At 71.2% G+C, this 19,108-nt stretch carries 19 protein-coding genes; 9 read left to right on the top strand and 10 right to left on the bottom strand.

The window, feature by feature from the left end; translation table 11 throughout:
* Positions 1 to 20: 20 nt before the first annotated feature.
* The gene (locus C1I89_RS01635) at positions 21 to 785 is read left to right on the top strand and encodes an IclR family transcriptional regulator (RefSeq protein WP_168202121.1); all 765 of its coding nucleotides are present in this window, start codon (positions 21 to 23) and stop codon (positions 783 to 785) included.
* Positions 786 to 830: 45 nt separating this feature from the next.
* Here the strand turns inward: C1I89_RS01635 and argC are convergent, their stop codons facing one another.
* Positions 831 to 1,763, bottom strand: a complete 933-nt coding sequence (gene argC / locus C1I89_RS01630; RefSeq protein ID WP_102771070.1) for an N-acetyl-gamma-glutamyl-phosphate reductase — start codon at positions 1,761 to 1,763, stop codon at positions 831 to 833.
* 130 nt (positions 1,764 to 1,893) lie between these two features.
* Here argC and C1I89_RS01625 point away from each other — a divergent pair, with 130 nt between their 5' ends.
* On the top strand, positions 1,894 to 2,781 hold the full coding sequence (locus tag C1I89_RS01625) for a LysR family transcriptional regulator (protein ID WP_102771069.1): 888 nt from the start codon (positions 1,894 to 1,896) through the stop codon (positions 2,779 to 2,781).
* A 13-nt stretch (positions 2,782 to 2,794) separates the two neighbouring features.
* Here C1I89_RS01625 and C1I89_RS01620 read toward each other — a convergent pair whose 3' ends face one another.
* Positions 2,795 to 4,582, bottom strand: a complete 1,788-nt coding sequence (locus C1I89_RS01620; RefSeq protein ID WP_102771068.1) for a chloride channel protein — start codon at positions 4,580 to 4,582, stop codon at positions 2,795 to 2,797.
* 81 nt (positions 4,583 to 4,663) lie between these two features.
* On the opposite strand from C1I89_RS01620, the gene C1I89_RS01615 reads away from it, so the two are divergent.
* The 7 genes from C1I89_RS01615 (at position 4,664) to C1I89_RS01585 (ending at position 11,232) form a co-directional block, all read left to right on the top strand.
* Complete coding sequence (locus tag C1I89_RS01615; protein ID WP_246842384.1) at positions 4,664 to 5,122, top strand: MarR family winged helix-turn-helix transcriptional regulator; 459 nt, start codon at positions 4,664 to 4,666, stop codon at positions 5,120 to 5,122.
* 102 nt (positions 5,123 to 5,224) lie between these two features.
* Entirely contained in the window at positions 5,225 to 6,385 is a 1,161-nt protein-coding gene (locus C1I89_RS01610) for an HPP family protein (RefSeq protein ID WP_258231301.1), read from the top strand.
* Positions 6,386 to 6,447: 62 nt separating this feature from the next.
* The gene (locus tag C1I89_RS01605) at positions 6,448 to 7,911 is read left to right on the top strand and encodes a sensor histidine kinase (RefSeq protein WP_102771066.1); all 1,464 of its coding nucleotides are present in this window, start codon (positions 6,448 to 6,450) and stop codon (positions 7,909 to 7,911) included.
* On the top strand, positions 7,904 to 8,512 hold the full coding sequence (locus tag C1I89_RS01600; protein ID WP_102771065.1) for a response regulator transcription factor: 609 nt from the start codon (positions 7,904 to 7,906) through the stop codon (positions 8,510 to 8,512). Before C1I89_RS01605 ends, C1I89_RS01600 begins: the two co-directional genes overlap by 8 nt.
* Positions 8,513 to 8,629: 117 nt before the next feature.
* Positions 8,630 to 9,115 (top strand): GlcG/HbpS family heme-binding protein, encoded by a 486-nt coding sequence (locus tag C1I89_RS01595; RefSeq protein WP_102771064.1) that lies wholly within the window; start codon positions 8,630 to 8,632, stop codon positions 9,113 to 9,115.
* Between the two features lie 51 nt (positions 9,116 to 9,166).
* Positions 9,167 to 10,549, top strand: a complete 1,383-nt coding sequence (locus C1I89_RS01590) for a 3-deoxy-D-arabino-heptulosonate 7-phosphate synthase (protein ID WP_102771063.1) — start codon at positions 9,167 to 9,169, stop codon at positions 10,547 to 10,549.
* A 116-nt stretch (positions 10,550 to 10,665) separates the two neighbouring features.
* Positions 10,666 to 11,232 (top strand): surface-adhesin E family protein, encoded by a 567-nt coding sequence (locus tag C1I89_RS01585; protein ID WP_102771062.1) that lies wholly within the window; start codon positions 10,666 to 10,668, stop codon positions 11,230 to 11,232.
* A gap of 15 nt (positions 11,233 to 11,247) precedes the next feature.
* Here C1I89_RS01585 and C1I89_RS01580 read toward each other — a convergent pair whose 3' ends face one another.
* The 8 genes from C1I89_RS01580 to C1I89_RS01545 form a co-directional block, all read right to left on the bottom strand.
* Positions 11,248 to 12,540 carry an O-acetylhomoserine aminocarboxypropyltransferase/cysteine synthase family protein gene (locus tag C1I89_RS01580; protein WP_102771061.1) on the bottom strand — a complete coding sequence of 431 codons (1,293 nt, stop codon included), beginning with the start codon at positions 12,538 to 12,540 and terminating at the stop codon, positions 11,248 to 11,250.
* Positions 12,541 to 12,627: 87 nt separating this feature from the next.
* Positions 12,628 to 13,071 (bottom strand): ubiquinone anaerobic biosynthesis accessory factor UbiT, encoded by a 444-nt coding sequence (ubiT, locus tag C1I89_RS01575; RefSeq protein WP_102771060.1) that lies wholly within the window; start codon positions 13,069 to 13,071, stop codon positions 12,628 to 12,630.
* Positions 13,068 to 13,967 (bottom strand): U32 family peptidase, encoded by a 900-nt coding sequence (locus C1I89_RS01570; RefSeq protein ID WP_102771059.1) that lies wholly within the window; start codon positions 13,965 to 13,967, stop codon positions 13,068 to 13,070. Before C1I89_RS01570 ends, ubiT begins: the two co-directional genes overlap by 4 nt.
* The gene (gene ubiU / locus C1I89_RS01565) at positions 13,958 to 14,974 is read right to left on the bottom strand and encodes a ubiquinone anaerobic biosynthesis protein UbiU (RefSeq protein ID WP_102771058.1); all 1,017 of its coding nucleotides are present in this window, start codon (positions 14,972 to 14,974) and stop codon (positions 13,958 to 13,960) included. Before ubiU ends, C1I89_RS01570 begins: the two co-directional genes overlap by 10 nt.
* Positions 14,975 to 15,215: 241 nt before the next feature.
* Positions 15,216 to 15,887 carry a response regulator gene (locus C1I89_RS01560; RefSeq protein ID WP_102771057.1) on the bottom strand — a complete coding sequence of 224 codons (672 nt, stop codon included), beginning with the start codon at positions 15,885 to 15,887 and terminating at the stop codon, positions 15,216 to 15,218.
* A 13-nt stretch (positions 15,888 to 15,900) separates the two neighbouring features.
* Entirely contained in the window at positions 15,901 to 17,835 is a 1,935-nt protein-coding gene (locus C1I89_RS01555) for a type IV pili methyl-accepting chemotaxis transducer N-terminal domain-containing protein (protein ID WP_102771056.1), read from the bottom strand.
* A gap of 95 nt (positions 17,836 to 17,930) precedes the next feature.
* Entirely contained in the window at positions 17,931 to 18,428 is a 498-nt protein-coding gene (gene mobB, locus C1I89_RS01550) for a molybdopterin-guanine dinucleotide biosynthesis protein B (protein ID WP_102771055.1), read from the bottom strand.
* On the bottom strand, positions 18,425 to 19,108 hold the full coding sequence (locus C1I89_RS01545) for a carbonic anhydrase (RefSeq protein WP_102771054.1): 684 nt from the start codon (positions 19,106 to 19,108) through the stop codon (positions 18,425 to 18,427). Before C1I89_RS01545 ends, mobB begins: the two co-directional genes overlap by 4 nt.

The raw sequence follows: 19,108 nt of genomic DNA, 5'->3' as shown, positions 1-19,108 counted from the left end.
TCCCATCACCGCTTACACCCATGAACAGTCTTCGCCGCATGCTCGATGTCCTGGATCTTTTTCAGCCCGAACGGCCGGTCCTGGATGTGGAAGCCATCTGCCGGCTGCGCGGCTACGCGCCGGCCACCGCCTACCGCTATGTCCGCGAGCTATGCGCCTGCGGGCTGCTGGTGCGCCTGCCCGCCGGCTATGCGCTGGGCCCGCGCATCATCGCGCTGGACCTGCAGATGCGGGAGTACGACCCCATGCTCACGCTGAGCCGCGACCTGATCGAGGAAATGTCCGCCCAGACCGGGCTGGACGTGCTGCTCAGCGAGCGCTACGACGACAAGGTCATCAACGTGCACCAGCAGGCCGGCCGCAACACCCAGGCCCTGAACTTCGGCCGCGGGCGCTACATGCCGCTGCTACGCAGCGCGACGGCGCGCGTGATCCTGGCCAATCTCGGCCCGCGGCCCCTACGCCGCGTCTACGACGAACATGCGGATGCGCCGGACATGCAGCGCCTGGCGCGCGACTGGAAGGCCTTTTCGCGCCTCATGCTGCAAGTGCGCAAGGCCGGCTACTGCATCAGCTCGGGAGAGCTGGATTCCGGCAAGACCGGCATCGCCGCGCCGATCTTCGATGAAGAAAACCACGTGCTGGGCAGCATCACGCTGATCGGGTCGCAGCCCGCCTTCGCGGCGTTCCGCGAAGACTATCTGGCCGGACTGGTGTGCGGCGCGGCCGCCGAGATCACGCGCCGCATCGCCCAGGCGCCGGCCCCGCTGCAGCATGCGGCCTGAACTGGCGGCGCTGGCGCAGCGCCTGGACGCGATCGGGGCGCCGAACTAGCGCATCGCCGCCAGCATCAGGTCCAGGTTCTGCACCGCCGCGCCCGAGGCGCCCTTGCCCAGGTTGTCGAACACCGCGGTCAGCAGGACCTGGCCGTGCTGCGCGTTGCCGTAGACCGCCAGGCGCAGGTCGTTGGTGCCGTTCAAGGCCTGCGGGTCCAGGTGGGTATGGCCGGCGGCTTCTTCGGGCGCCACCACCTGCACGTGGGCCGCTTGCGCGTAATGGCCCTGCAGGCAATCGTGCAGCCGCGCGGCGTCCACGCCCGGCGCCAGCAGCCGCAGCTGCAGCGGCACGGTCAGCACGATGCCCTGGCGGAACGCGCCGTAGGCCGGCACGAACACGGGCCGCTGCGTCAGGCCGGCGTGCCGCTGGATTTCCGGCGTGTGCTTGTGCGCCAGGCCCAGGCCATAGAGCTGGAACGCCGGGCCCCGCGGTCCGTCCGGATCTTCGTAGGCCTGCACGCTGGCGCGTCCGCCGCCCGAATAGCCCGACACCGCGTGCACGGCCACGGGATAGTCGGCCGGCACCAGGCCGGCGCGCACCAGCGGCCCCAGCAGCGCGATGGCGCCGGTGGGATAGCAGCCCGGATTGCTCACGCGCCGCGCCTGGGCGATCAGGCCGGCCTGCTCGGCGTTCATTTCCGGGAAACCGTAGACCCAGCCGGCGTCGGTGCGATGCGCCGAGCTGGCGTCGATGACCCGCACCGCCGGGTTGGCGATCGCCGCCACGGCCTGGCGCGCCGGCTCGTCGGGCAGGCACAGAATGGCGACGTCGCAGGCGTTGATCGCCTCGGCGCGGCGCTGCGGATTCTTGCGTTCGGCCTCGGGCAGGGTCAGCAGCCGCAGGTCGGCGCGTCCGTGCAGGCGCTCGTGGATCTGCAGGCCGGTGGTGCCCTGGTCGCCGTCGATGAAAACTAGAGGTTGGGTCATGTCGCGGGTTTCCCGTAGCAGGAGAGGATGGCGGAATAAGGCTCTATCATCGGCCGCGAGGCTGGATAACAAAAGTCGAATATCATGATCGTCTGATTCAGCTTTACTGAACGACGGAAACTTCACCATCATGCGCGCCATCAGCCTGGACCGGCTTCGCACTCTGGTCGCCATCGCCGACCTGGGCTCCTTTGCGCAGGCGGCCCGCGCCCTGTACCTGGCCCCGCCCACCGTCAGCCTGCACGTGGCCGACCTGGAGGCGCGCATCGGCGCGCCGCTGCTGACCCGCAAGCGCGGCCAGGTCCGGCCCACCGCCATCGGCGAAACCCTGCTGGAACGCGCGCGCCGCCTGCTGGCCGAAGCCGACCAGACGCTCGACGACGTGCAGCGCCAGGTGCAGGGGCTGGCCGGACGCGTGCGGCTGGGCGCCTCCACCGGCGCCATCGCCCATCTGCTGCCGCAGGCGCTGGAATCGCTGGGACGCAACCACCCCGGCATCGACGTGCAGGTCGCGGTGCTGACTTCGCAGGAAACCCTGCAGCGCCTGGCCGACGGCACGCTGGACGTGGGGCTGGTGGCCCTGCCCCAGCCGCCGCTGGACGGCCTGGTGCTGCGGCCGTGGCGGCGCGACCCGATCATGGCCTTCCTGCCGGCCGGCTGGCGCGCGCCGGCCCGCATCGCGCCGGCCTGGCTGGCCGAGCGGCCGCTCATCCTGAATGACACCAGCACGCGGCTCTCGCGCCAGACCACCGAATGGTTCGCGGCCGCCGGCCTGCACCCGCGCCCGCGCATCCAGCTCAACTACAACGACGCGATCAAAAGCCTGGTGGCGGCCGGCTACGGCGCCACGCTGCTGCCGCACGAGGCCACCGCGCCACAGCCCGATCCGCGCATCGCGATGCGCCCGCTGCGGCCCGCGCTGTGGCGTCCGCTGGGCATCGCGCACCGTGCCGGAAGCGTGGAACAGGCCACCCGGCACGTGCTGGACGTGTTGTGGGAATTGCGCGCGGTGCGTTAGCGCAACGCCCGCCTCAGGCGCCGGCGGGGGGCGGCCGGCGGAAGTACGCCGTGCGCCGGCTTTCCTCGCGCAGCCGGCGCGCGCGCGAGCGGAACAGGTCCTTGCGGCCCACGATGCCGACCAGCCGGCCGCTGGCGCGGTCCAGGATGGGTACCCGGCCCGCGCCCGACAAGGCCATGCGGTCGGCGATCTGGCTGGCCAGTTCCTCGGGATAGCCATAGACCAGCTCGCGGCCCTGCAAGGCCGCGCCCAGGGGCTGCGCATGCAGCCCGCCGTCCAGCGCCCAGGCCAGCGTGTCGGCGCGGGTCACCTCGCCCACCACCTGCCCGTCGGCGTCCAGCACCGGATAGCTGGTATGCACCGGCTGCGCGGTCGTGAAATGCTCGATCGCCTGCGCCACGGTCCAGTCCTGCGGCAGGGTCTGCACCGGCGACGTCATCACGTCGCGCACGCGCAGCAGGTCGAAGGGATCGACGCGGTATTCGCGGCTGATGTGGTGGCCGCGGCGCGCGATTTTCTCGGTCAGGATGGAGCGCTTGAGCAGCAGCACCGTGACCCCGTAGGCGAACACGCAGGCCGCCAGCACCGGCAGCAGCGCGCCCACGTCGCCGGTCAGTTCCACCGCGAACAGCGTGGCCGTCAGCGGCGCGCGCATGGTGCCGCCCATCATCGCGGCCATGCCCAGCAGTGCCCAGAAGCCGGCGTCGGCCTGCGGCAGCAGCGGCGTGGCCAGCGCGCCCAGCGCGCCGCCGAAGATCAGCAGCGGGGCCAGCACCCCGCCCGAGGTGCCCGACCCCAGCGCGATCGACCAGATCAGCACCTTGACCACCAGCAGCAGCAACACGGCCTGCAGGGCCAGGTCGCCGGCGAGCAGGTGGCGGATATTGTCGTAGCCCACGCCCAGCGCGGCCGGGTCGATCAGACCGCCGATGCCGATCGCCAGCCCGCCCAGGGCCGGCCACCACATCCAGTGCAGCGGCAGTTTTTCGAACAGGTCTTCGGCGGCATAGACCATCGAGGTCAGCACGCCCGAACCCAGCCCGGCCAGCACGCCGACCGCCGCGCAGGCGGCCAGATGCGCAGGCGTGAACGGCAGCGTGCCGGCGTACGCGAAGATCGGCCCGGCGTCGAGCAGATAGGCGCGCGTGGCCGCGGCGACCAGCGCGGCCACCGCCACGGGCAGGAAGCTGCGCGGCTTCCATTCGAAAAGCAGCAATTCCACCGCCAGCAGCACCGCCGCCAGCGGCGTGGAGAAAATCGCCGTCATGCCGGCGGCCGCGCCGGCCACCAGCAGCGTCTTGCGCTCGCCGTCGTCCAGGTGAATGGTCTGGGCCAGCAGCGATCCGATCGCGCCGCCCGTCATGATGATGGGGCCTTCGGCCCCGAACGGCCCGCCCGTGCCGATGGACACGGCCGAGGACACCGGCTTCAGCACCGCCACCTTGGGCTGGATGCGGCTCTTGCCGATCAGAATGGCCTCCATCGCCTCCGGTATGCCGTGGCCGCGTATCTTCTCCGAGCCGTAGCGCGCCATCAGGCCGATGATCAGGCAACCGGCGACCGGAATCGCGACCGAGGCCGGCCCCAGCCGCCCGTCCGTGATCGGCAGGTCGGCGAAGGAAAACAGGCCGTGGTAGGCCAGGTTGGTGCACAGCGCGATCAGGCGCAGCAGCACCCATGCGGCGGCCACGCTGGCCAGGCCGACCGGAATGGCCAGGCCCATCAGCAGTACGACGCGTCTGTCGGTGGTGAAATCGCCCAGGCGCAGCGCGGCCCGGGCGGAAGCGGAATTGGCGGGCATGTTGGAAAAAGGGAAAAGAGATCCGCGTGAATTTGCGGAAAATCAATATATCGTATCACGATATATATTAGAATCTAACATGTGAATCAATCTGCCCCCCCGCCCCCCGCCACGCTGTCCGCGGCAGACTACGAACTGCTGTCCGACTTCCGCTACGCGCTGCGCCGCTTCTCGGTCTTCAGCGAAGGCGCCGCCGCCCGCCTGGACCTGATGCCGCAGCAGCACCAGGCCCTGCTGGCCATCAAGGGCGCGCGTTCGGCCGCTCCGGGCCGCCGCGGCCTGTATGTGGGCGAAATCGCCGAACGCCTGCTGATCCGGCCGCATACCGCCGCCGAACTGGTGGGGCGGCTGGCGCGGCTCGACCTGGTCAGCCGCGAACCGGACCCGCAGGACGGCCGCCGCGTCGAGGTCGTGCTCACGGCCAAGGCCGAACGCCTGCTGGAAGACCTTTCCGCCGCCCATCTGGAAGAGCTGCGCGCCATGCGGCCGCTGCTGACCCGCCTGCTCGCGCGCATCGGCGAAGAGCCGGACCAGGCCTGAATCGCGGTCCTGCTCCGCGCGGCATAAGCTTATGCTGCACCGCAACGCCCTGCGTGATAAATTATCGCCCCGCGACATAATCGGAGTCGCTTGGAGAGAGCAGTGGGTGTGGGTTTCATGCGCTGGCTGGGAGCGTTCGCGCCAGCGCCGGTGGGCGTCAATGGGCGCGAAAAGCTGTTTGGCGCGGTGGGCGCGCTGCTGGGCCTGTTCTGCACGGAATGGGTGGGCCGGCATGCGCTGGGATCGGCCAGCCCCTGGTTCATCGCGCCGATGGGCGCGTCCGCCGTGCTGCTCTTCGCCGCCCCCGCCAGCCCGCTGGCCCAGCCCTGGTCGCTGATGGCCGGCAATCTCATCGCCGCGCTGATCGGCGTGTTCTGCGCCCAGTTCATTCCCCTGCCCGGCCTGGCGGCCGCGGCCGCCGTGGCCCTGTCCATCGGCGCCATGTTCTCGCTGCGCTGCCTGCATCCGCCCAGCGGCGCGGTGGCGCTGACCGCGGTGCTGGGCGGCCCGCCCGTGGCCAAGCTGGGCTACGGCTTCGCGCTGTGGCCGGTGGCCCTGAATTCCCTCATCCTGCTGTGCATCGCCGTGGTCTTCAACGGCGCGCTCAAGCGCAACTACCCGCGCCGCCACGTCGACGCGGCCGGCGCCCACAGCACCCGCGATCCGGCGCCCAGCGCGCGGCTGGGCTTCAGCCTGCACGACCTGGACGAGGCGCTGAACCAGCGCGGCGAACTGCTGGACATCCGCAAGGAAGACCTGGAGGAAATCGTGCTGGCCGCCGAGCTGCGCGCCAGCGTGCGCCGCTACGGCGACGTGCGCTGCGCCGACATCATGTCGCGCGACGTGGTCACGGTGCGCGCCCACGATCCGCTGGACTACGCCGTGCGCCTGTTCGACAAGCACCGCGTGCAGGCCCTGCCGGTGCTGGACGAGAACGGCCGCTATGCCGGCATGATCGCCCAGGGCGACGTGCTGGCGCGCCGCAACCGGCTGGCCAGCGTGGCCGCCGACGCAACCGGCGTGCCGGACCTGGTGGTCGCGGACTGCATGCACAGCGAAGTGCCCTTCGCCACGCCGGGCCTGCCCGTCGTCGAGCTCGCGCGCCCGATGTCCGACGGCCTGCACTGCGTGCCGGTGCTGGACGAGTCGCGCGACCTGGTCGGGCTGGTAAGCCAGTCGGACCTGGTGGCCGCGCTCTACCAGATCGCCGTGTCCGCCGGCACCCAGGCCGACGATCCGCGCCTGGGCAGGCTGGCGGCCTGAGCGCCGCGTCTCCGTAGCCCTACGGATGCCTGCCGGCCGCGCGCGCAGGGCATAATCCAGGCGTGAAACCCCTTTCGCGCTCCGGCGCCCTACTCTGCTGGCTGGTCCTGTTCTGTCTCGGCGCCGTCTGGATCGGCCGGCAGGAATACACGGACCAGCACGAACGCTTTCTGCAGAACACCAGCGTGGCGCAGCGCATGCTGAGCCAGAAGACGGTGCAGCACGAAGCCGTGCTCGCCACGCTGGCCGCCCTATCCCATCCTCCCGCCCCCGAACGGCTCTACCCCAGCCTGCAGCCGGCCATGCCGCAGCTGCTGGGCCTGGGCCATCTGCACGACGGCGTCTGGCGCGGCAGCATGGCCGCGCCAGATGGCCTGCCCGAGGCGATCGGGCGCGCGCGCCAGATGCGGCGCCCGGTGACGCTGCCCGTGGACGATGCGCGCTACTGGCTGGCGGCGCCGTCCGGCTGGAGCCTGCTGCTCGATGCGCGCCAACTGGTGCCGGCGGCCGACTTCCCGCCGGGGCTGGCCAACCTGACGCTGACCGTGGGCGCCGCGCCGCTGCGCCTGCTGGACAAGCAGCCCGAAGGCGGCGCGCCCGGCTGGCGGCTCGCGTTGCAGAAACCGCTGGGCGCGGCCAGCCAGCCCTTCACGATGCGCAGCGAGCGCCGCCTGACGCCCGACACCTGGCCCTGGACCGCATGGCTCGCCTGGGCCGTGGCCAGCGCCTTGCTGGTGGCCGGCGCCGTGGCCTGGCAGCGCTCGCGCGCCGAGGCCCGCCGCCGCCAGGAACAGCTGCGGCTGGGCGCGATGGCCCGGCTGGGCGCGCTGGGCGAGATGGCCGCCGGCATCGCCCATGAACTGAACCAGCCGCTGACCGCCATCCTGGCGCAGACCCGCGCCGCCGAACGGCTGCTGGACGACGAAGAAGAGCGCCCCGCGGTGCGCCGCGCGCTGCTGGCCAGCGCCGAACAGGCAAAGCGCGCCGCCGACATCATCAGCCGCATGCGCGCGCTGGTGCGGCCCAGTTCGCCGGGGCGGCGCGAAGCCCTGGACCCGGACGCGCTGGTGGCCTCGCTGCGCTTTCTGCGCGAGCCCGAACTCGCCGGCCAGGGCATCAGGCTGACGTGGCGCAACGCCAGCCCCGGCGCGCGGCCGCTGGGCGACCGCGTCGCGCTGGAGCAGATCCTGCACAACCTGGTCCAGAACGCCGCCGACGCGCTGGCCGGCGCGGACGGCGCGCGCCACATCGCGCTGGAGGGCCGCGCCGACGGCGCCAGCTATCTGTTCAGCGTCAGCGACACCGGCCCGGGCATCGCCGCCGACGCGCTGCCGCGCCTGTTCGCGCCGTTCTATACCACCCGGCCGCAAGGCATGGGCCTGGGCCTGGCGCTGTGCGAGACCCTGGCCGGCGCCATGGACGGCCGCATCGCCGCGCGCAACCTCAGCCCGGCCGGCGCCTGCTTCACGCTCAGCCTGCCGCTGGCGGGCGGCGCGCCGGCCGCCACAGGAATCTCCCATGCTTGAACAATCTCCGCTGGTGTATCTGGTCGACGACGACGACGCGGTGCGCGACGGGCTGGCGCTGCTGTTGCGCAGCGTGGGCCTGCGCAGCGAGGGCCATGCCGATCCCCAGGCTTTTCTGGCGGCGCTGACGCCGCAGTCCATCGGCTGCGTGGTGCTCGACATCCGCATGCCCGGCATCAGCGGCCTGGACGTGCTGAGCCGGCTGGCGGCGCAATCCGACCTGCCGGTGGTCATGCTCACCGGCCACGCCAACGTGGACCTGTGCCGCCGCGCCTTCAAGGGCGGCGCCATGGAATTCCTGCAAAAGCCGGTGGACGACGACGTGTTCCTGGACGCGGTGCAGGCCGCCGTGCGCACCCATATCGCCAGCCGCGAGAAACTCGCCGTGACGCAGGCCGCGCAGGAGCGGCTGGAGCGCCTGTCCGGGCGCGAGCGCGAAGTACTGGAACGCATCGTGCAGGGCCTGAGCAACAAGGAGATCGCGCGCGAGTTCGACCTGTCGCCGCGCACCGTCGAAACCTACCGCGCCAATGTGTTCGCCAAGCTCGAGGCCGACACCCTGGCCGCGCTGATCCGCGAATACGCCGTGCTGCTGGGCTGACCGCCCGGCGGCCTCCGTAGCCCTACGGAGCCGCCAGCGTAACCGACCGGCTACCGCCGCCGCGCCGCCATCTTTAATCTGTCTGCTCCTGTTATCCATTCCTGAAAGGACCCAGACATGTCGCCCAAATTCCTCGCTTGCGCCACCCTCCTCGCCTGCGCCGGCGCCGCCAACGCGGCCGTGCTGACCGAGAGCAACCTGTCCATGGCCGATGCGCAGAAGCTGGCCACCGAGACCGTCGCCGCCTGCCAGGCCAAGGGCTACAACGTCAGCGCCGCGGTGGTGGACCGCGCCGGCCTGCTCAAGGCCTTCGCCCGCGCCGACAACGCCGGCCCGCACACCATCGAGGCCAGCCGCGCCAAGGCGTTCACCGCGGTCTCGGCCAAGTCGCCCACGCTGGCCATGATGGAGAACGCGCAGAAGAACCCCGGCGCCGCCAACCTGACGGATATCCCGGGCTTTCTGCTGCTGGGCGGCGGCGTGCCGGTCAAGGCCGGCGCAAACGTGATCGGCGCCATCGGCGTGGCCGGCGCGCCGGGCGGCCACCTGGACGCCCAGTGCGCCGACGCCGTGCTGGAACAGAACGCCGCCATGTTCAAGTAGGCCGCGGCCCGGCGCGTTGCGGCGCACGCCGCGACGCGTTAGGCTCGCGCCATGCTCCCGTCCCCTCATCCCCTGCTGGACGCGACGCTGCGGGCAGCGGCCCGCCGCTACCGCGTGCCGGCCGTGTCCGAACTGTCCGCGCATGACGCCGGCGCGGCCGCCGCGCTGGCCGTCTCCATCGAACACGCCCGTCGGGCGCTGGCCGCCGGCGAAACGCCGCCGCCCGCCCTGCGCCATGCCTTCCTGGCGGCGCTGGCGCGCCTGATCCGCGAGGCCTTGCGCGAACCGGGCGGCGACCCGGTATTCCAGGCGCTGCTGCTGCGGCATCGCAACGCCAGCGTGCGCGAGTATGCGGCGCTGTCGGCCGGCGCGGCCCGCGACCGCCGCGATCTGGTGGCCGCCGCCAACACGCTGGCCCATCCCGCCAAGCTGGAACGCATGCCGGCGGCCCCGCCGCGCGCCGCGCTGGCCCGCCTGCACGCGGCGGCCATCGCGCAATCGTGGGCCGAACTGGCGCGGGCCGCGGACGAACTGCAGGGCCTGCCCGGGGCGTGCGATCCGGCCGTGCTGCAGCGGCTGCTGGCCGGCCCCGCCTTGCGGCGCCTGCAGCGCCTGGACGCGCTGGCCTCGGACGCCGAAGTGCGCCGCTACCGCGAACGGTGGCTAAGCCAGGGGCCGGCGCCCGGCAGCGCCGACGCCGCCGCGCAGGGCGATGCCTCGCGCGAGCGCGGCGCCGCCGTCGAAGCGCTGGCCTTGCGGGCCATGCAGGCCCTGGCCCGCGCGCTCAACGCGGCCGCGGACGGCGCACCGTACCTGGCCGTGTCCTCGATGCGCGTGCCCCCGTCGATCCCGGCCAGCGCCGAGCGCGCCAAGAGCGAATGGGACGCCGCCCTGCTACGGCGCGCCGGCGGCGGCGACGCCGCGCCGACCTGGGACGTGTGCCTGCTGCTGGAGGCCAAGGCCTCGGCCGACGCGGCGGCGACGGATTTTCCGCGCCTGCTGCGCGGGCTGCGCCTGTTGGCGCACGCCGACGCGCAGACCGACTACCTGTTTCGCGCGCGCGAAGGCGGCTATGCGCTGCGCGGCGGCTCGCTGCGCGCGCTGCCGACGGAGGGCCCGGCGCTGGAACGGGCCGTGCTTTATTTCAGCGACGCCCCCGCCGACGCCAGGCCGCGCCTGCTCAGCGCCGCCAGCCGCATGCAGTTGCTGGGCGCCGACGCCAGCCTGGACTACGCCGGCCGGCTGACGCAAGGCGAAGACGCGCCCGCCGCCATGCTGGAACCGGTCTGGACGCTGCTGCTGGAGTCTGCGCAATGGGCCGGGGTGCTGCAGCAATACCCCATGCTGCGCCAGGCGCGCGAGCTGATGGTGCATGCGGACGACCTGATGGCGGCCATTGCGGCGTCGCAATCCGGACATCGCGCTGCGCCGTAAGGACTGCACCGAAAGAATGGCCCCCGCATGAGGCGCGCGCCGTTTATGATCGGGAACGTCCCATGGTCTTTCGTCGGTCTGCCATGGCCTGCATGCTCACCCCACGGAACCCTCCCATGATCGCCAGGCACGCAAGACTGCGACTCGTCCTGGCCGCGCTGGCCGCGGCCCTGTGGAGTCCCGCCGCGCCGGCCGCCCCGCCCGGCGCCTGCGAAACCGTCACGGTGCGCGAGGGCGACCCGGTGCCGCCCGGCGCCTGCGCCGTGAACGTGCTGCCGCGCGACCCGGGGCCGGCGGGCATGCTGTTCGGCGGCCCGGACTGGGTGCCGCTGGACCCCCAGGCCATGCCGGGCGTGTTCTACGACAGCGCTTCGATCAAGCCCGTATCCGACAGCCCGGCCGTCATGGCCGTCACCGTGGCCTGGTTCTACGCCCAGCCGCGGATCTCCGAAGCCAACGGCAAGCCCTACCGCTCGGTGGCCCAGCCGGTCGTGCTCAATTGCGCGGCCGAAACCTACAGCGTGGAACGCACGCTGCACTACGCCGGCGAGAACGCCACCGGCGAACTGGTGGAAGCGACGCCGACGGCCGGCATCCACGATGCGCCGGTCGCGCACGACCCGGTGCAGCGCAAACTGCGCGGGCTGATCTGCCCGGCCGCCGGCAAGCGCCCGCGCAAATAGGCGGGCGCGCGGCGCTCAGGCCTTGGCCAGCGCCTGGTCCAGGTCGGCCAGCAGGTCGTCGATATGCTCGATGCCGATGGACAGGCGCACGGTTTCCTCGCGCACGCCCGCCTTCTGCAGTTCTTCCGGATTGAGCTGGCGGTGCGTGGTGGAGGCCGGATGCGTGGCCAGCGATTTGGCGTCGCCGATGTTGACCAGCCGGGTGAAGAGCTGCAGCGCGTCCTGGAAGCGCGCGCCGGCCTCGCGCCCGCCCTTGACGCCGAAGGTGAACAGGCCCGGGGCCTTGCCACCCAGGTATTTCTGCGCCAGCGCGTGGTCGGGATGGTCGGGCAGGCCCGCGTAGTTGACCCATTCGACCTTGGGATGCTCGCGCAGGAAGTTGGCGACCTTGACCGCGTTCTCGACGATACGGTCCACGCGCAGCGCCAGGGTCTCGATGCCCTGCAGGATCTGGAAGGCGTTGAAGGGCGAGATCGCCGCGCCGGTATTGCGCAGCGGCACCACGCGGGCCCGGCCGATATAGGCGGCCGCGCCGAAGGCTTCGGTGTAGACCACGCCGTGGTAGCTCACGTCCGGCTCGTTCAGGCGCTTGAAACGGCTCTTGTGCTCGGCCCAGGGGAACTTGCCCGAGTCGATGATGGCCCCGCCCAGGCTGGTGCCGTGGCCGCCCAGGTACTTGGTCAGCGACTGCACCACGATGTCGGCCCCGTGCTCGATCGGGCGCAGCAGGTACGGCGACGGCACGGTGTTATCGACGATCAGCGGCAGGCCGTGGCGGTGCGCCAGTTCGGCAAGGGCCGCGATGTCCGTGATGTTGCCCAGCGGGTTGCCGACGGACTCGGCGAAGATGGCCTTGGTGCGCTCGTCGATCTGCGCCTCGAAGCTGGCCAGGTCGGCCGGATTGGCGAAGCGCGTGGTGATGCCGTATTGCGGCAGCGTGTGCGCGAAGAGGTTGTAGGTGCCGCCGTACAGGGTGCTGGAGGACACGATGTTGTCGCCCGCTTCGGCGATGGTCAGGATGGCGTAGGTCACCGCGGACTGGCCCGAGGCCAGCGCCAGCGCGGCGACGCCGCCTTCCAGGGCCGCGACGCGCTGCTCCAGCACGTCGGTGGTCGGGTTCATGATGCGGGTGTAGATGTTGCCCGGCACCTTGAGGTCGAACAGGTCCGCGCCGTGCTGCGTATCGTCGAACGCATAGGCCACGGTCTGGTAGATGGGCACCGCCACCGCGCGCGTGGTGGGGTCGGGGCGGTAGCCGCCATGCACCGCGATGGTTTCTAGCCGCCAGGACTGTTTCGGATCGCTCATGTGTCTCTCTGGTTTCGTTATGGAAGGGAACTGTCCCTCGCTATAGTAGCCGCCCTCCCAGGCGAATGGACCAGAGGCCGCGCGCGGTCAGGGCCGCAGCGGCGCGTCCACGCCGGCGGCGCGCTGCAGCCAGGCCGGCCGGGGCGCGGCGTCCAGCCAGTTCTTGACGATCAGGCCCAGTTCGGTGTCGCCCGATATGCGCAGGCGGCGCTGGAAGAACAGCGTGTCGGCGTCGGTTTCCTGGCGCATCAGCGCCAGCAGCTCGGCCGCCTTGGCGCCCAGCTCCAGTTCGGCCGGCGCGCCGTTCCAGACGGGCCGGAACGCGCCGCGTTTCACGGTGAAGCAGTTGCGCAGGCCCAGGTCCTCGACCGTGATGGCGAAGCTGCGCCCTTCCAGTTCCGGCGGCGGCGCCAGCCATTTGAGGCGGCGCGCCACTTCGAGGCCGGCGACGAAATGCAGCGACACCAGCGGCGTGGGCAGGCGCCGGCCGATGCGGGCCAGCATGGCGGGCAGGACGATGGGCGGGCTCATGCCGCTTCCTCCAGCAGGTCGATGCCCGCGCGGCCATGGAAATAGCCGTTGCAGCGTTCGATGCCCGCCGGCGGCGCCACCGGGACCGGCCGGCGGCCCTGGCGCATCGCGTCGAGCGCGGCCACGGCTTCCAGCGTGCCCGACGATTGCGGACTGACGCGCAGCACCTCCACGCCGAGCGCGGCCAGGCTGGGCGCCAGCGGCAGCAGGTCCAGGCAGGCCGCGGACTGCACCTGAATGCCGTTGATGGCCAGGAAGCCGCGCGATTCGCGGGTGCGCATGTCCAGGCCGTCGGGATGCTCGATGCAGCGGAAACCGCAGTCGTCCTTCTTCAGGCGGAAGTGGCGCGCCGTGAAGCAGCGCGCCGAGAACGCCAGCGCCATGCGGCCCCACACCAAGGCCTCGGCCTCCAGTCCCACGGGCCGTTCCTGCAACAGGCGGCCCAGGGTCTCGGCGTCCATTTCCAGCGGCGCGACGAAGCGCACGGCGCCGCGCTGCGCGAGCCAGTCCAGCGTGCCGCCGTGGTAGGCGTTCAGGTGCGGGCCGGCCACAAATGGGCGACCGGCCAGGTGGCGTATGGCGCCGATCTCGCCAGCCTCGACCGGAAAGTCGTCCTGCTCGCACAGTTTCCTGAGCGCGGCGGCCTCGGCGCCGGACTCGATCAGTGTGCGGCCCGAGAGCACCACGGTCTTGCCGGCGGCGCGCAGGTCGCGCGCCAGGTCCAGCCAGTCGTCGGCGCGCAGCTCGTGGCGGCGGCTGCACACGGTTTCACCCACGTAGAGGATGTCGGCCGGGCTGTCGGCCAGCGCGGCGTAGAAGTCCAGCGTGTCGCGCCGCGGCCAGTAGTACAGCAGGGGGCCGACCGAGATCTGGAAGAAGTTGGGCGTTATTTCCATGGACGTTCGAATGCCCCTTGAGTGACCTGGGAACCCTCGGCATGGCGCGCCAGCATGGCGTTCCATTCGGGGCGCGGAGAAAAACGCGCGGCGTCGGCATGCGCGCTGTCGAGCGCGGCGCGCAGCGTGGACACCACTTGCGTGACGTAGGCCGGGCTGCGCTGGCGGCCTTCGATCTTGATGGCGGACACGCCCATCCCGGCCAGGCGCGGCAGCAGGCCGATGGCGTTCAGGCTGGTGGGCTCTTCGAGCGCGTGGTCGGATTGGCCGTCGACCTCGAAGCGGCCCTTGCACAGCGTGGGATACGCGGCCGGCTCGCCCGGTTCGTAGCGGTCGATCAGGATGCCGTTCAGGCGCGCGTCCATGCGGCCGTCGGTTTCCTCCCAGCGCACCGCGTGCGCCGGCGAGCACACGCCCTTGTTGTTGGGCGAGTCGCCGGTGGCGTAGGACGACAGCAGGCAGCGGCCTTCGGCCATGACGCACAGGCTGCCGAAGCCGAAGACCTCGACCTCGACGCTGACGTTGGCGCAGATGCGCGCGATCTCGGCCAGCGTCAGCACGCGCGGCAGCACCACGCGGCGGATGCCGAATTGTTCCTTCATGAGCTCGATGGCGTCGGCGTGGGTGGCCGAGCCCTGCACCGACAGGTGCAGGCGCAGGTCGGGATAGCGGTCGCTGGCGTAGGCCAGCAGGCCCGGATCGGCCATGATGACTGCGTCGGCGCCCAGGCCGTGGGCCGCGTCCACGGCGGCGCGCCATTCCTGCGCCCTGCCCGCCTGCACGAAGGTGTTGATGGCGAACAGCACCTGGCGCTTGCGGCTGTGGGCCAGCTCCACGCCGGCGCGGATGTCGGCTTCGGTGAAATTGAGCCCGGCGAAGTTGCGCGCGTTGGTGGCGTTCTTCAGGCCGAGATAGACGGTGTCGGCGCCGGCCTCCAGCGCCGCTTTCAGCGCAGCCAGGCTGCCGGCGGGAGCCACGAGCTCCATGGGTGAGGTTCGAGTATGCATGCCGGCCAGTCTATGGGCCGGGGGCATGCCGGGCCTTGTCGCAGATCAAATGCGGGGGGTGGGATGGCGGCTGGCGCCGCCCGATGGGTTTCGCGCGCTTGATATAGGTGTTCTTGGTTGAGGACGCTCGCGCTGCACCCATCCTACGGATGCGTCATCGTAGGATGGGTGCAGCGCGAGAGATTCCGCGCAAGAACCCGGCCATCGAACGCGCGAAACCCATCAGGCGGCGCCAGCCGCCCTATTCCTCCACATACAACCCATGCTCCACCGCGTACACCGCCACCTGCACCCGGCTGGTGAGATTGAGCTTCTTCAGCACGTTCTGCACATGGATCTTGACCGTGCTTTCGCTCACGTCGAGTTCGCGCGCGATGACCTTGTTGCTGGCGCCGCGCGCCAGCCACTGCACGATCTGCCGTTCGCGCGCGGTCAGGCGGTGGCGGTCGCCGCTGCCCGCGGCCTGCGCGCCCGCCCCGCCCTGGCCGGCCTGGCCGCGGAACTGCTCGACCAGCTTGGCGGTCATGCTGTCGGCGATCACCGGCTCGCCGCCGGCGGCGCGGCGGATGGCGGCGGTCAGCGCGTCGGCGTCAATGTTCTTGACCAGGTAGCCGCGCGCGCCGTCGCGCAGCGCCTGGCCCAGCTCGTCGGCCTCTTCGGAAACGGTCAGGATGATGACGGCGCAGGACGGCAGGTCCTGCGTCAGCAGCTGCAGGGTTTCCAGCCCGGACAGCCCGGGCAGGTTGAGGTCGAGCAGCACCACGTCGGGCTTGAGCTCCTTGGCGCGCTTTAGGCCTTCGACCCCGTCGCCGGCCTCGGCCACGACCTCGAAGTCCGGCTGGCGCTGCAGCAGCAGGCGCACGCCCGAACGGAACAGGGTGTGGTCGTCGACGAGGAGGATACGGATAGGCATGGTCTGGAAAATATCAAGCGGCCTGGCGTTCGCTGCCCGGCAGGTTCAGCCGCACGCGCGTGCCGGCGCCGGGCTGCGATTCGAGTTTTATCATGGCGCGCATGCGGGCGGCGCGCTCGCGCATGATGTGCAGTCCGACATGCGATTCGCCGCGCTCGGCCACCTCGGCGGGGTCGAACCCCTGGCCGTTGTCGGCCACCAGCAGGCTGAAATCGCGGCCGTTGTCGACGGCGACTTCGACGCGGTCGGCCTCGGAATGCTTGCGCACGTTGGACAGGGCTTCCTGCAGGATGAACAGCACCTGCAGCTGCTGCTCCGGCGGCAGCGGCGCGCCCTGCCCCTGGCCGAAGCGCAGCTCGGTGGCGATGCCGGTCTGGCGGCGGAAGCGCTCCACCGTGTCCTCGATGGCGGCCTGCAGGTCGCCCTGGGCCAGCTTGCTGCGGAAGTTGGTCAGCAGCTCGCGCACGTCCTGGTAGCTTTCGTCCACGCCGGCGCGCAGCAGCGGCAGGATTTCCTCGATTTCGTCGGCGTCGCCGCGCTTGACCGCCGCGTCCAGCATCTGCAGCTGCAGATTCAGGAAATTCAGGCCCTGGGCCAGGCTGTCGTGCAGCCCCTGGGCCACCAGCCCGCGCTCCTGCACCACGGCCAGCTGGCGCGCCTGCGCGCCCAGGCGCCGGTTGTCCAGCGCCACGCCCAGGTGCCGTCCCAGCGTTTCCAGCATCTGCGATTCCCCCGGCGTGAGCTGGCGCTCCCGGCGGAAATGCAGCGAGTACGAACCCAGCACCTCGTCGCGCGTGACGATGCGGAACACCGCCACGCTGGCGTAGCCTTCGCGCCGGCAGCTCAGGCTGCTGGCCAGCGCCGCCTTGCTCAGGTCCTGGATGACGATGACGCTCTTTTGGCGCGTGGCCGTGCCGCAATAGCAGTCGTCCACGTTCATGCAATGCTCGGACTCGACCAGCGCGTCGGACAGGCCGACCGAGACCATCAGGTTCAGCTTGTCGGTGGCCGGGTCGAGCGCGCGGATGCTGCCGCCTTCGGCGTCGAACTGCAGCATCACGCGGCGCAGGAAGCCGTCGCACAGCGCCTCGATCTCGTTGGGCTGGTTCAGGAAGGCCGCCATGTCGTAGAGCGCGCCGATGTCGCGGTTCTGCGCGGCCAGCTGGGCGGTTTTTTCCTCCACGCGCCGTTCCAGGCCGGTGTAGAGATCCTGCAATTCGTCGGCCATGCGGTTGTAGCCGCGCGCCAGCACGCCGAACTCGTCCTGGCTTTCCACCGGCAGCCGGGTGCTGAATTCGCGCGCGGCCATGCGCTGCAGGCCGTCGCGCAGGCGCAGCACCGGCGAGATGATCCACAGATACAGCAGGTAGATCATGGCCAGGGTGCCGGCGCTGGCGATGGCGGCCAGCACGCCCTGCGACAGGCGCAGCGAAGCGGTCTTGCCGGCGTTGTCCTGCTCGATCATGCGCACCAGCGAATCGGCGCGCTCGACGAACTCCGGCAGCGTTTCCAGGTAGGCCGCGGCGCTGGGCTGCCCCAGGGCGCGCAGGGCCACCGGTTTCATGATGTCGTTCCAGTAGCTGGCCACTTCCCGCCACTGGAGCCGGATGGCCTCGTCGTTGGGCAGGAACAGCGGACGGGCCGGATTGCCGCGCTCCAGGCGCGCGATGGTGTCGTCCATGACGTCGATCTGCTCGCGCGTGCGGAACTCGCGCCCGGCCTGCGGCCGCATCAGCTCCACCGCCACGCGGTTGGCCCGCATGCGCAGGCTGCCGGTGTCGTTGATGGCCGCGCCGGCGCCTTCCAGCTGCCAGGAGACCCACAGCGTCCAGCTGACCATGGCCAGCACCACCACCAGGGCCACCAGGGAACTGGCGACGATGCGCGTGGACAGCCGGTGCCGGGGCGATGGCAGGCTGTCGGAGTCGGCAGGAGCTGGCGGATTCATGGGGTTGGGAGCGGTCTGCGCCCGTGGAGCGGTATAACGGCCATCAGTGTAGCCCGACGCGCCCGCCGGCCCCGGCCGCGCGGCGGCCCGGACGTTCACGTCAGCCCCAGGGCGCGGCAGATGAAGGCCGCGACCTCGGCCGGCTGGCCCAGCGGAAGACACGGCAGTGCGATATCGAGCGGCACGTCGGTCGCCACCGCCAGGAAACCGGGGTCTTCGGCATGCAGCGGCGGCTTGCCCACGGCCGGCCGGTAGACTTCCAGCCGCGGCACCTCGGCGCGCTTGAAGCCTTCGACCAGCACCAGGTCGGCCGGCGACAGGCGCGCCAGCTGCTCGTCCAGCGTGGGTTCGGGCGCGCCGCGCAGTTCGTGGACGATGGCGAAGCGAAACGGCGAGGCGATCATCACCTCCTGGGCGCCCGCCGCGCGAAAGCGCGCGCTGTCCTTGGCCGGCGGCTCCATCTGGAAATCGTGGTGGCTGTGCTTGACCACGTTGACCTTGAGGCCGCGCGCGGCCAGCACCGGCAGCATGGCCTCTATCAGGGTGGTCTTGCCGCTGCCGGACCGGCCGGCGATAGCGAAAACTGGGCTCATCCTAGCTCCGTGAACAATGGGCATACGATGGGCAGAAACGCGTCTGCCCGGGCCGAGTATGCCAGCAAAGCGCCGGCGGCCAGGTCGAAGTACCAGCCATGCAGGGTCAGGCGGCCGGCCTCCAGCGCCCGGCGCACGAAGGACAGCTCTTCCAGGTTGCGCAGCGAGATCAGGATGGAGGCCTGCTCGCAGGCGCGGCGGCGCTCGGCGGGCGTGGCCTCGGGCATCTGCTGCAGCACCCGGCTGCGCGCCGGCTCGGCGATGTCCATCCAGCGCTCGATGTAGTCGGGCTCGCCGCCCGCGTCGGCGCGCCGCGCGGGCCGGCTGCCCGTCCCGCGCTCCATCAGGGTGCGGATGCCGCCGCATTGCCCGTGGCCCAGCACGATGACGCGGCTGACCTGCAGCTGCTCGACCGCGAACTGGATGGCCGCCAGCACGCCTTGCAGGCCGCGGTCCATGTTGGACGGCGGCACCAGGTTGGCCACGTTGCGCACGGTGAAGATGTCTCCCGGGTCGCAGCCCAGCAGCATGGCGGGGTCGACGCGCGAATCGCAGCAGCCGATCAGCAGCGTGCTGGGGTGCTGCCCGTCTCGCAGGCTGCGGTACAGCGAGGGCGCGTCCTCGTAGTACTGCTGCTGGAAACGCTGGAAACCGTCGACCAGGCGTTCGATGTCGCGCAT

The organism is Achromobacter pulmonis, assembly GCF_002885955.2.
GTDB lineage: Bacteria > Pseudomonadota > Gammaproteobacteria > Burkholderiales > Burkholderiaceae_B > Achromobacter > Achromobacter pulmonis_A.
This window is presented reverse-complemented; position numbering and strand designations above follow the sequence as displayed.